General features: G+C 55.3%; 12 protein-coding genes and 1 riboswitch. Of the genes, 2 read left to right on the forward strand and 10 right to left on the reverse strand.

Going from position 1 to position 11,250, the window contains the following annotated elements; translation table 11 throughout:
- On the forward strand, positions 1-219 hold a 219-nt coding region (locus NFS22_RS22210; protein ID WP_251319849.1), incomplete at its 5' end, for a hypothetical protein.
- Between the two features lie 399 nt (positions 220-618).
- Here the strand turns inward: NFS22_RS22210 and ribH are convergent.
- The 4 genes from ribH to ribD are packed head-to-tail and all read right to left on the reverse strand — an operon-like array spanning position 619 to position 4,054.
- Positions 619-1,086, reverse strand: coding sequence for a 6,7-dimethyl-8-ribityllumazine synthase (ribH, locus tag NFS22_RS22215; RefSeq protein WP_251319850.1), 468 nt, complete (start codon positions 1,084-1,086; stop codon positions 619-621).
- Positions 1,087-1,104: 18 nt separating this feature from the next.
- The gene (locus tag NFS22_RS22220) at positions 1,105-2,307 is read right to left on the reverse strand and encodes a bifunctional 3,4-dihydroxy-2-butanone-4-phosphate synthase/GTP cyclohydrolase II (RefSeq protein ID WP_251319851.1); all 1,203 of its coding nucleotides are present in this window, start codon (positions 2,305-2,307) and stop codon (positions 1,105-1,107) included.
- A gap of 15 nt (positions 2,308-2,322) precedes the next feature.
- Positions 2,323-2,970 carry a riboflavin synthase gene (locus NFS22_RS22225; RefSeq protein WP_251319852.1) on the reverse strand — a complete coding sequence of 216 codons (648 nt, stop codon included), beginning with the start codon at positions 2,968-2,970 and terminating at the stop codon, positions 2,323-2,325.
- Positions 2,951-4,054: a bifunctional diaminohydroxyphosphoribosylaminopyrimidine deaminase/5-amino-6-(5-phosphoribosylamino)uracil reductase RibD gene (gene ribD / locus NFS22_RS22230; RefSeq protein ID WP_251319853.1), complete on the reverse strand. Its 1,104-nt coding sequence runs from the start codon at positions 4,052-4,054 to the stop codon at positions 2,951-2,953. The genes NFS22_RS22225 and ribD overlap by 20 nt, the downstream gene beginning before the upstream one ends.
- A 160-nt stretch (positions 4,055-4,214) precedes the next feature.
- Positions 4,215-4,329: riboswitch (FMN riboswitch) on the reverse strand.
- 189 nt (positions 4,330-4,518) lie between these two features.
- Here ribD and NFS22_RS22235 point away from each other — a divergent pair.
- Positions 4,519-5,061, forward strand: coding sequence for a hypothetical protein (locus NFS22_RS22235; protein WP_251319854.1), 543 nt, complete (start codon positions 4,519-4,521; stop codon positions 5,059-5,061).
- A 445-nt stretch (positions 5,062-5,506) separates the two neighbouring features.
- On the opposite strand, the gene NFS22_RS22240 is transcribed toward NFS22_RS22235, so the two are convergent.
- From NFS22_RS22240 to NFS22_RS22265, 6 genes are all read right to left on the reverse strand, one after another.
- Positions 5,507-6,937 carry a hypothetical protein gene (locus NFS22_RS22240; protein ID WP_251319855.1) on the reverse strand — a complete coding sequence of 477 codons (1,431 nt, stop codon included), beginning with the start codon at positions 6,935-6,937 and terminating at the stop codon, positions 5,507-5,509.
- 309 nt (positions 6,938-7,246) lie between these two features.
- Complete coding sequence (locus NFS22_RS24205; protein WP_251319860.1) at positions 7,247-7,492, reverse strand: DUF7695 domain-containing protein; 246 nt, start codon at positions 7,490-7,492, stop codon at positions 7,247-7,249.
- Between the two features lie 91 nt (positions 7,493-7,583).
- On the reverse strand, positions 7,584-9,167 hold the full coding sequence (locus NFS22_RS22250; RefSeq protein WP_251319856.1) for a hypothetical protein: 1,584 nt from the start codon (positions 9,165-9,167) through the stop codon (positions 7,584-7,586).
- Between the two features lie 28 nt (positions 9,168-9,195).
- Positions 9,196-10,380: a phosphoadenosine phosphosulfate reductase domain-containing protein gene (locus NFS22_RS22255; RefSeq protein ID WP_251319857.1), complete on the reverse strand. Its 1,185-nt coding sequence runs from the start codon at positions 10,378-10,380 to the stop codon at positions 9,196-9,198.
- A gap of 185 nt (positions 10,381-10,565) precedes the next feature.
- The gene (locus NFS22_RS22260; RefSeq protein ID WP_251319858.1) at positions 10,566-10,844 is read right to left on the reverse strand and encodes a DUF4160 domain-containing protein; all 279 of its coding nucleotides are present in this window, start codon (positions 10,842-10,844) and stop codon (positions 10,566-10,568) included.
- On the reverse strand, positions 10,837-11,106 hold the full coding sequence (locus tag NFS22_RS22265; protein WP_251319859.1) for a hypothetical protein: 270 nt from the start codon (positions 11,104-11,106) through the stop codon (positions 10,837-10,839). The genes NFS22_RS22260 and NFS22_RS22265 overlap by 8 nt, the downstream gene beginning before the upstream one ends.
- Positions 11,107-11,250: the final 144 nt, after the last annotated feature.

The raw sequence follows: 11,250 nt of genomic DNA on the forward strand, positions 1-11,250 counted from the left end.
TTCCTCATCACCCGAGAGTATTTTACCACATTTCTCGCTTCTCCGCTACTTCTATTTTCTATCTTGGTGAAGTACTACAACGCCTCGACACTGTTACTTGCCCATGGGAGGGGCAGGGACTACTCGACCTCTGCGGAGCTGCACACAGTGGCTTACAGTGCGAAACACGGGGGATTCACTGGGCTGTTGGCATCTTCCTTTTCTCTGCACCACAACTGAAGTCTCACTTCCTTACTTTTGCGGAAAGGCTGGGTATTTCTTAGCTGAGCCGCTGTTGACCCCACCGAATTCGTTGCCGCCGTAAGCATCACGGTTAACAAGATGTCAAAGCGGGAACTGGCTCTTGTATTTGACATCACATGACCATTTGCACAGAAGTTCAGAAAAGATGATGATATTCCGCTAAAAGCCCCCGTATATCCGTTCCCCGGCCCGCACTGCGGGACGGGGTGATCCGGCGGGGCGGCGTAAGACGCCACGCCTTTATCCTGCTTCCCCTTCGCCCCTTCGGTTCACCTTGCTGGTCGGTAGAATTGTTGAGACTGCTAGATGCCGCACACCGGCTACATGGCTCGTCATACTGTAACATAGGCTGAAGTTGTCGCGTGCCTCTTACAGCTATCCATCTAGCTTCCGAATCAAGTTCACCATCTCAATGGCACCCTGTGCGCAGTCGGCCCCCTTATTGCCAGCCTTTGTCCCGGCCCGCTCAATGGCCTGTTCAATGGTGTCGGTGGTCAAAACACCGAACATGACTGGGATGCCGCTCTCCAGCGATACCGCCGCGATTCCCTTGGACACCTCGGCACACACGTAGTCGTAGTGGCTTGTACTGCCCCGGATTACAGCACCCAGGGTGATCACTGCATCGTACTTCTCGCTTTTGGCCATCTTGGCGGCAATAATGGGAATCTCAAAGGCTCCGGGGACCCAGGCCAGCGAAATGTCCTCCCCCAGCACGCCATGGCGTAGCAGAACATCTTCACAGCCGCTAATCAGCTTGGAGACGATGAACTCATTGAACCGCGCTGCTACAATGCCGATTTTGATGTTTTCAGATACCAGTTTACCCTCATAAATTTTCATCATCATTTCCTCCCATTTTTAATAGCTCAACAAATGCCCCATGCGCTGCTGCTTGGTCCGCAGATAGAACAGATCCTCAGCGGTGGCGGCTACCTGGATGGGCACCCGCTCCGCAATTTCTAGGCCGAAGCCGGACAGCTGATATACCTTGTCCGGATTGTTGGTCAGCAGCCGCATAGTCCGCACGCCCAGATCACGCAAAATCTGCGCTCCGGTCCAGTACTCCCGCAGGTCGGGGGCAAAGCCCAGCTTGACGTTGGCGTCCACAGTATCCAGACCTTGCTCCTGGAGAGCATAGGCCTTTAGTTTGTTGATCAAGCCGATCCCTCGGCCCTCCTGGCGCATATACAGCAAAACGCCCCTGCCCTCTGCCTCAATCTGCCCCAAGGCGGCTGCCAGCTGCTGGCCGCAGTCGCACCGGCGGGAGCCGAACACATCCCCGGTAAGGCATTCGGAGTGAACCCGGCACAGCACGTCCTTTCCGTCTCCGATGTTCCCCTTCACCAGGGCCACATGGTGTTCCCCAGTGATGTCGTTCACGTAGCCATAGACTTGGAACTCTCCGAACCGGGTGGGCAGCTGGGCGCTGGCCTCCCGGACCACATGCCTATCGTGGCGGCGGCAGTAGTCCTGGAGGGCCTTGATGGTTACCACCTTCAGTCCCCACTCCTTCGCCTTTTCCAGCAGCTCGACGGTGCGCATCATAGTGCCGTCATCCCGCATGATCTCACAGCACAGGCCGCACTGGGTCAGTCCGGCCAGGCGGCACAAATCCACCGTGGCCTCGGTGTGGCCGTTCCGAACCAGCACCCCGCCCCGCCGGGCCACCAGCGGAAATACGTGGCCGGGACGGCGCAGATCCTCCGGACGGGTGGCGGGATCGGTACATTTGCGGCAGGTGTAGGCTCGCTCCTCTGCTGAGATTCCGGTGGTGGTATCCACATGGTCAATGGACACCGTAAAGGCGGTGGAGTGGTTGTCTGTGTTTACCTTCACCATCTGCTCCAGGCCCAGGCGGTCGGCCACCTCCCCGCTCATGGGGGTACAGATCAGGCCCTTGGCGTGAACCGCCATAAAGTTGACGTTCTCGGTGGTGGCGAACTGGGCGGCACAGATCATGTCTCCCTCGTTCTCCCGGTCTGGGTCGTCAATGGAGATAATGATGCGCCCGGAATACAGCTCCTCCAGTGCCTCCTCTACGGTGCAGTATGGATGTTCCATAAAAATTCCTCCCTGTTAAAATCCGTTTTCCCTGAGAAAATCCAGAGTAATTCCCCCTTTAGAGGAAAGCTCCTCCTGGGGATTCAGCAGCTTTTCCACATACTTTCCGATGATGTCCGTCTCCAGGTTGACCGTATCCCCCGGGCGCTTCCGGCCCAGCACAGTAACCATAGCGGTGTGGGGGATGAGGGAGACAGAAAACCGATCCGCCTCCACTGCGGCCACCGTAAGGCTCACACCGTCAATCGTGACAGAGCCCTTCTCCACCACATACCGCAGCAGTTCAGGCGCGGCCCGGACGGTGTACCACAGGGCGTTGTCGTCCCGGTGGACGGACAGGATGGTTCCCACCCCGTCGATGTGCCCGGAGACGATGTGTCCGCCGAAGCGGCCATTTGCCGGCATAGCCCGCTCCAGATTCACCGGGCTGCCGGGCACCAGCTTTCCCAGGGAGGAGCGGTTCAGGGTCTCGTGCATCACGTCGGCTGTGAAGCCGCCGCCGTCCTTCCCTGTGGCCGTGAGGCAAACCCCGTTCACTGCCACACTGTCCCCGATTTTCAAATCGGACAGCACCAGGGAGGCCCCAATAGACAGTACCGCCGAGTGGGTTCCCCGCTGGATGGCCCGGATCGTTCCCAATTCCTCAACGATCCCTGTGAACATATTGGACATCCCCCTCTATCAAAAAGTCCTCCCCAATCCGGGTAACGGTCGTGTCCTCCAGCCGGAAGGCCCGGTCCGGCAGAGCTACCCCCGCTCCGCCCACAGGGGACTTTGCCCCTTCCCCGCCGAAGAGCTTGGGGGCAATATAGGCCTGGATTCGTTGGACCAGTCCTGCCTCCAGCATAGACCAGTTCAGCGTGCCGCCCCCCTCCAGGAGCAGGCTGTCAATCTCCGCCGTCCCCAGCTGGTCCATCAGCGCCGCCAGGTCCACATGCCCCTCCCGCAGGGGCAGAGGCCACACCTGACAGCCAGCGGCCTCATAGGGTGCGGCCTTCTCCGGCGTCACTGGCCCCGTGGCGAGGATAGTGGGAACCTCGTGTGCCGTGCGGAGGAGTTTGCTGTCCAGAGGGGTGCGCAGGCGGGTGTCGCAGACCACTCGGAGGGGATTTTTGCCCCCGTCCATCCGGCAGGTCAGCAGAGGATCGTCTGCCAACACAGTGCCTACCCCCACCAGAATGGAGGCGTTGACGTGTCGATCCCAGTGGACCCGCTCCCGGGCCGCCTCACCAGTGATCCACTGGGAGGCCCCGGTACAGGTGGAGATTTTGCCGTCCAGGGTCATGGCATATTTCATGGTCACATAGGGACGCTTCGTGGTGATGTAGTGAAAAAAAGCCCGATTCAGCCGGTCGCATTCTGCTCGAAGCACCCCTGTCTCCACTGCGACACCATGAGTGCGGAGGAGATCGATTCCCTTTCCGGCCACCAATGGGTTGGGGTCCACGGAACCCACCACTACCCGGCTGATCCCTGCCTCCAGGATAGCGTCAGTGCAGGGGGGTTGTCTTCCATAATGGCAGCACGGCTCCAGGGTCACATACAGAGTAGCCCTGTCAGGAGATTCCTGGCAGTTAGCCAGCGCCTCCCGCTCTGCGTGAAGCCCGCCCCGACGCTTGTGCCAGCCCTGGCCGATGATCCGCCCTTCCTTCACCAGCACCGCGCCCACCATGGGGTTGGGGCTGGTCCAGCCCCGGCCTCGCTCCGCCAGAGAGAGGGCCAGGGCCATGTAGTCTGTGTCCTTCATTTCCTTCGCCTCCAAACAAAAAAAGTGCCTTGAATGAGATCATCAAGACACCGTGAAACGGACACAGGTCCCGCACCCCTGAAATACAGAGCCCTGGGACGATAAATCGTTCCAGGGCGTGGCAACAAATGGGCGCAGAGATATTTTCTTTCTGCGTTCACACGATCTTCTTTCATCCAGACTATACTGTCGGCTTCGGAGTTTCACCGAATCATGCCTTACGGCTCGTGGGCTATACCACCGGTGGGGAATTGCACCCCGCCCTGAAGATCTTTATTCAATTGAGAAAAGTATATACTTCGGTGCAGGGATTGTCAAGAGTACGATTTGAAGATCAGAAAAAAACAGTGTAGGAGTACAATACATGTTGGACAAAAGAGGAAGAAAAAAGTAGAAGGATGAGGCCAAATCGGTTAAAGTTGAGTTGTCACACTTAACACAACCGAGAGGAGGCCACATCCTTCATGAGAAAGAGTATAACACAGGACATGGCATACAGACAATCCCTAATGAAATATGCGGAGAAATATGGTGTCAGCCGGGCCAGCCGGAAGTACAACAAGAGCCGGTCCTATATCTATTTCTGGCGTGCTCGCTGGGACGGGAGTGTGGAGTCTCTGGCCTGTCAGTCCAGGCGTCCTCACAGCCATCCAAATCAGCATACCGAAGCGGAGCTGAAGCTGATCCGGGATATGCGCCGCCGCAATCCACAGCTTGGCCTGGTGGAGCTGTGGTATCGCCTGAAACAGCGCGGCTACACCCGTCGGCCTGAGAGCCTGTTCCGGGTCATGCGCAAACTGGGGATGTTCCCACAGGAGAAGAAGAAAAAAGAATTAGAGAATAAATACAAAGAATATAAAGAGAACTTATTGAAGCTGGAGCAATGGACATCTTTTATTGTAGATGAATCCGACAATGAAGTAATCAAAATCAACATGAGCGAAATGAGGGATTTGAGTAATCAAAGTACACTGAATATACCAAATAAAGAACTCGCTTATGCGTAATTTTTCCGCTTTCTTCCAGCAGCTGTATAGTAGAATTCTTTTCGGTGTTAAGTATTGATTTTACATTCCAGCCCTCTTTCCTCCGTTGTCCCCACTTTAGAGCCAATCTCCAACTGCCTTGCGGTTTCGTCTTTATTTTCTCCGTAGCAATTTTTGAGTAGCCTGATACTTCTTGACCCATAACCTGACCCAGAATAGGAAAAAGGCAGTGGGAACAACGGAGGAAAGAGGGCTGGAAAGTATTTAACTCCGTTGGGAAGAGGCCCGGAAAGTATTGGAAAGTTCTAAACCGGACTTTGGAGCGCAGCTCATAACCCGGAGGCTGGTGGTTCAAGTCCGCCCCCCGCAACCAGAATCCCTAGAGCCGCAACGGTTCTAGGGATTTTTCCTGCCCTCGTTGCAATTTGCATTGGATTTGCCCAAAGAGTCTGTGAACGAATTTGTCTCAAAAAATATCCCGCATAAAAATTTTCCTCTCTACTTGAGTTTGATGTGCAGAATGAAGCCGCCGGCTGTGATTTGCAATAAAGTAGGCAACGGGACAAGGTTTGCTCCATTCCTCCGGAAAAGTGCTGGCCGGCCAGTCAATGACCTCGGACGGGTCAATTTCCACGAAGGAGCCCTCACAGGAAATCCTGGCTTTCAGCTCCGGGAAAAATCGTTCCAAATGGCCCATCACGAAATACAGGCCGGTTCCCCGTTCATCCCAGTTGTCCTCCAGAGAGAAGAAAGGGTCCATACTGTTGTGGCTGTGAATGTCGGCGTACCGAATGTAGCGGGAGTCGTCATCATAGGGGCAGTCCCGCAGGTCGGCCTTGATGTGTTCTCTGCGGACGCTCTGCTTGGGGACATAGGCAAAAAATTCCCGCTCCACTTTGTCCCAGTAAATCAGGGCCAGGGCTTCATATTCCTCATTCCCCAACATGAAGGAACGGAAAAAGCTGATGATCTGCTGAATCAGCGGCAGGGGGATCAGCGGCAGAGCCGGGCGAAACCCGGCTCTGACCTGCTGAAACTCTGTCACTTTGCTTTTGGGGGCGATAAACTCACCCTGTTCCTGTTTCCTCATTTCGTAGAACTGGCCGTCAGCGGAGGGGATGAGGCAGATCACCTTGTCGGAGGCTCGGGCCTCCTCCACGGTGCGGAAGGTTCCCCGGTAGGCGGCGGTACCCTTGGTTTTCATCACCACTTTAGGCTTCACCAGACAGTCCGGGCTCTTGTTCTTGGATTTCCTCAAGGCGTCCAAAAACTCCCGGGACCGTTCAATGGTCTCCTTCATGGAAATGATGGTGGTGCCTCTGGGATCTTTGATCTCCTTGCGGATGCCGCAGTACTCCACGCTCCAGGAGACATACTTGCCCTCCTCCAGGTCGGCAAAATCCTCCGACTTCTGGATGCGCAGCTCCTCAAAGGTCATGGAGGCGTCCTCAATAGCCTCTCTTACGCTCTTGTGCGCAAAGACCGGCGGCTTTTCAAAGAGGGATTTGGCCGCCGCCTGGGCCGCCTGGGTTTCCTGCTTGTCAATGGCCGCCGAAATGGGATTGGCGGGCTCGGCGGCGGGGACAGGATTCTGTGTTTGGGTCTGCGGGGCAGACGGTTTCTCTGGTTCAGGCTGGGGCGCCGGGGGTGCGGACGGCTCCGGTGTCACAGTCGGGGCCGTAGGGGGCTCAGGCGTCAAAACCGGGGACTCCGCAGTCTCGGAAGCTTTCAGCTGGGGCTGCTCCTGGGGCGTGGCTGACTGTTCCACCTGCGCCGCTGGGAGGTCAAAGGGATTGATGTCGCTGGCGGGATCTCCACCTCCAAAGATGGAAGCCACATCCAGCTCCTCGCTGTCCTCCATTCCAGAAAACGGGAATGTGTTGTTGGGTTCGCTCATAATACTCTGCTCCTTTCGTTTTTTGAACAAAAAAAGACCGTGTCCGCCTCCCAAAAGGCAAATACACAGTCGTTCTTGTTCGTTATTTGATTTCAAGGTCGATTGAAGTCCGGTGCGGCTGGGCGCACTACGCCCCTGGCCACATTCCATTCCTCCCTAACTTACTCCGCCCTAACTTACTCCGCCCTGAAATACACCTACATTTTACCATTGGAGCATAGCCATGTATAGTTGAGGTTTTTTCAACTGAATATAAAAACGGCGGCAGTCCGAAAACCGCCGCCGTAAAGATAGTATGCTCCATCCTTTTTACAGTCTGTCTTTTAAGAAGTCCGTTTCCCCTCTTTTTGTATCCGCCAGAACACTTAATTCCGTGAAATCATCTCTTGAATAGGTAAATCCCCTCCTTAGATAGTCCAAACCACCGTCCACACTACAGCAGCCGCACTTACAAGTGACAAAATCGTGTCTGCCGGTGGATTCAATAATATCCCCACACAGGTTGCATTGTATGGCGTTCTTGATAATCTTTTGCACTGTTCCCACCTCAACCATATAATACACCCAAAACCTCAAGAAGTGGAAGGAAATACACCAAGTGGAAGAATAAAATCTTTTTTGTTTGGACGCAATCCATTTGACCGATTCAGACCCATTTCGTTACCAGTTCCCGCACGATATCATCCCCCAGCAGCTGGCTGGTGCGGTAGATGTTTTGGCAGAATTTCTTCAGACTGAAATCCATGCTGGGGCTGCCCTTATCCAGCAGCACTCCGGTCACAGTGAAGCGGTGGGCTGTCTGCTCCTGATGAAGCTGCTCCAAGTATTCTTGGGGGAGCGCACACTCACCGTCCGTAACAAACACAATATCGGCGTTCTCGAAGCCCTCCTCCTTCATCAGGCGCAGGGCCTCCTCCATAGGCGTCTGGAAGTCGGTGCCGCCGTTCAGAAAGGTTTCGGCGGCGGACAGCTTGTCCTGCATGGTGTAGTTTCCCGGGCGAAACACATCGGTTTGGAAATCTCCGGAACCTGCAAAGTGAACGAGCGCAAAACTGCGTCCGCTGTCCGCAGCAATCTCCAGCAGGGTCAGGGCTACGGCCTTTCCCCACGCGGCGGGGTCGCCTTGGGTGGAGATGGATTCATCCAGGCAGCAGATGATGTCCCCCATACCTTTATAAATGGGCTCCCGGCGCTGGTACTGCTTGATCTGCCGGCGCTGATACTTTTGCAGAAACAGCGGCACAGTTTTGGGCGAGGCCAGCATAGCCAGCTCCGAGGTTAAGGCCCGGGAGATGTTGTTTCCCAATTCCAGAGAATATTTTTCGCCCCGGCCATAGGCGTAGCCGTTGCGCTTACCTTGGGCGAAGATCTCCCGGAAACGGCCCAGATACCTGGAAATATCCTTCAGTACCTGGCTTTTGCGCACCAGGTTCAGCAGGTCGGTATTGACTTCATTCTTTTTCAGGTCACCGGGGGTGTCGCTCCAGGCACCAATAATGTTCTGGACCTCCTCCGCCTTTTCGGTCGCCGCACTGACCGCCTGAGAAACAATCGCGGTCACATCCTCCTTGTGCTGGGCGGCACTGGTGTCAATCATCTTGCCCACAGCCTCTACCTGACGGCGCTTACTGTCTACACGGTTGGCGGCATCTACCACAGACTGCTCCAGCTGGGCGTCACGCTCCTTGCACCTCTGCATCCGCTCCAGCAGATCGGCCAGGTCGCGCTGTGCCTGTTCCTCGGCATTTTCCAGCTTCTCCAGTGTGTTCAGCGCGTTTTTATCCCCGCCCAGATCAGAGAGAAGGTCGTCCAACTCCCCAGCGGCCTGGGAGATAAACTCCGACGCCGCCTCATAGGCGGGCAGTTCCCGGCCCTCGCAGACGCTTTTCAGCGTGGGAAAGTCCTCACTCTGGGTGATGTGGTCCAGAATGGGCGCGTTGAATTTCCGGGCTGCCACAGACAGGGCCTCCTCTCCATAGCGCCGGGGCAGCAGGGAGTAGAAGGACTGGAACACATCCCTGGAAAGGGCAGGGAAGGAAGCCAGCTTTTCCCCGGCAGTCTGCTCAATCTGCTCCAATTCGCCGTCGTCAACCCGCAGGTCGGTGTAAATGCTGTCCTCCAGCCTGGTGGAACGCAGCACCCGGTCGGTAGTATCCTGGGAGGGCGGTGGAGCGATGGCCGCCAGTGGGGATTGGAGCACATCGTCAATTTTTCGATAGGTTTTCCTCATGTGTTGTGATCTCCTTTTTTCAATTTGTTTAACACGGCCCACCAGCGGCGCCATGAAAGGCCCCGGCCGGCATGCCCCATTCTCGTTGTTCCACGTCAGATACGGAAAAATCGCCGCTGGTCAACTGGTACAGCGCCCGAGGGTCACTGTGGCAGACACAGCTTTTCGCGCCGCCCACATATTCCGCCAGCGGCATTTTGTTGTCCAGAGTAAAGCCCAGGACACGTTCATCTTCTTCCACCTCCGCAAACCGCTCCGGGAACAACTCCCGGATTCCTGCCCAGTGACTGGGCAGGCTGAAAATACACATCATGCAGGAGCATCGGTTCCAGCCGGCGGCGTAACAGGGGTGCGGCGCAATATTCCACCGCTTGATGATCTCCCAGACTTGGGCCTCATCCCAGTCGATGACACTGCGCCATTGGTGGACCAGACGGTGTGCCTTTGCTGTGGCGTTGGTGCGGTGAATCTCCATTTCGTTGTACTTGGCCCGGCCAGCGCTCTCCTGGCGGCGTTCACCGGAGACGACAAGAATTTTTACATTCCTCGCAAGCATGTCAATATCCGAGTAAAGTTTGCTCTCCACCTGGGCCTTGAGGGAGCCGGAACACCAGCGCCCCTGGTGGCAGCCGGATTTTGCGGGAAACTTCAGACGCTGACCGTCCTGCTTCAGCAGATTCAGATTGCGGATCACCGTATCCGCCACCATAATTTTCAGGATGGAGCTGCACCAGCGTGTGGCAAGACTGCCGCTCTTTGCTGGGAATTTCATACGGCACCCCATGCTCTCCAACTCTTTCCGCTCCAAATCACTTAGAATCTTCTCCCGGAGTTGAGCGGAGCGGACTTGCTTTTCCGACAGCGGGCACTCAAGCGTTTCGCCGCTGGCCGGGTCCGTGTACTGGATGGGCCAGCTTGCGCCCAGCCGGTACACCTCGCCCCAGAAACCATTGACGCGCCAGGATACCCGCAGAGCGATTCCCAAGTGTTCGGCCACGGCCTGGACATAGTTCTGTGTTACAGGCCAATCCATTTTTCGGGTAGGGTGGCCGCCGTCAATATCGTGGTGCCACAGCTCCAGCTTTTCGCGAGGCACGCCTCGCTCCAGCAGGTCCAAAACACAGGCAAGGCTGTCTTTGCCGCCGGAGAACAGGACGATGATCTTATCGTAGTCCTCCAGTGACAGAAGACGGTCCAGGTAGATCGCCTCCATGTGTGCCGAGTCCTTTCGACCGGGTATCGCCGGGGTCTGACCGGCACCTTCACCATAGACGGTACGGACAGGCGAAGGTTGGGGGTGAAATAACGTCAACTGCTCATACACAAAAATACCTCCAAAAATAGAAAAGAATCGAAGCGATACACCGTACCGCTTCGATTCGTAAGTTCGGATGGGACTCAGCAGAAAAACTGAATCTCCTCCACACAAAAATGTTCTTTCCATTTCCGGCAAATCAGAAAAAACTGTGCCGAAATAATGTCCATCAGTTCGTTCAAGTCACTCTGAGGAATCCGTCCAGTGTTATTGGCAACAATACACTGCCCAGAACGGGTCAGCCATATTTTTGTCGCATTCGGAGACGGTTTCCCCTTTGCAACATGAACGTGGATGGGCTCTCCGTTTTCGTTCGACCAGAAAAATACCAGGTAGCCGCCAATACGGAACAAACTAGGCACAGTGCATCCCTCCCTGCGCCGCATAGCGGTAGAGCAAATGGGCGTTGTTGCGCAGAAATTCATCAAAGAATGCCATTTCATCTGGAGAGAAGCCTTCCACAAATTTCCACTGATACGTTGGGAGTACACATCTGGCCGAATCAAATCCGGTCTCCGTGGGGCGTTCAAAATGAACTTCCACAGTCTGGTTTCCGTCCGCTTCAATCAGCTGAGAGTGTGTAATCTCGGTTTCATCCGCCAGTGTAATGTAAGGATACATCATGGTTATTCCGCCCTTCTGCTCTTTTGTTTTGCTCTATTTTATCAGATGGACAGAAAAATATCAATCCATTTTAGGGAACCGCTGATTAAAGGCCCGTCAAACGCAATATGCAATCGAAATTGGGGGTAAAAATCCAAGTATAGG

Source organism: Flintibacter muris (assembly GCF_943192995.1).
Lineage (GTDB): Bacteria > Bacillota > Clostridia > Oscillospirales > Oscillospiraceae > Lawsonibacter > Lawsonibacter muris.

What these genes read in the sequence shown, in the direction of transcription:
- ribH (WP_251319850.1), bottom strand. Translation starts at nt 1,086, where the DNA reads ATGAAAATTTATGAGGGTAAACTGGTATCTGAAAACATCAAAATCGGC.
- NFS22_RS22220 (WP_251319851.1), bottom strand. Translation starts at nt 2,307, where the DNA reads ATGGAACATCCATACTGCACCGTAGAGGAGGCACTGGAGGAGCTGTAT.
- NFS22_RS22225 (WP_251319852.1), bottom strand. Translation starts at nt 2,970, where the DNA reads ATGTTCACAGGGATCGTTGAGGAATTGGGAACGATCCGGGCCATCCAG.
- ribD (WP_251319853.1), bottom strand. Translation starts at nt 4,054, where the DNA reads ATGAAGGACACAGACTACATGGCCCTGGCCCTCTCTCTGGCGGAGCGA.
- NFS22_RS22235 (WP_251319854.1), top strand. Translation starts at nt 4,519, where the DNA reads ATGAGAAAGAGTATAACACAGGACATGGCATACAGACAATCCCTAATG.
- NFS22_RS22240 (WP_251319855.1), bottom strand. Translation starts at nt 6,937, where the DNA reads ATGAGCGAACCCAACAACACATTCCCGTTTTCTGGAATGGAGGACAGC.
- NFS22_RS24205 (WP_251319860.1), bottom strand. Translation starts at nt 7,492, where the DNA reads ATGGTTGAGGTGGGAACAGTGCAAAAGATTATCAAGAACGCCATACAA.
- NFS22_RS22250 (WP_251319856.1), bottom strand. Translation starts at nt 9,167, where the DNA reads ATGAGGAAAACCTATCGAAAAATTGACGATGTGCTCCAATCCCCACTG.
- NFS22_RS22255 (WP_251319857.1), bottom strand. Translation starts at nt 10,380, where the DNA reads ATGGAGGCGATCTACCTGGACCGTCTTCTGTCACTGGAGGACTACGAT.
- NFS22_RS22265 (WP_251319859.1), bottom strand. Translation starts at nt 11,106, where the DNA reads ATGATGTATCCTTACATTACACTGGCGGATGAAACCGAGATTACACAC.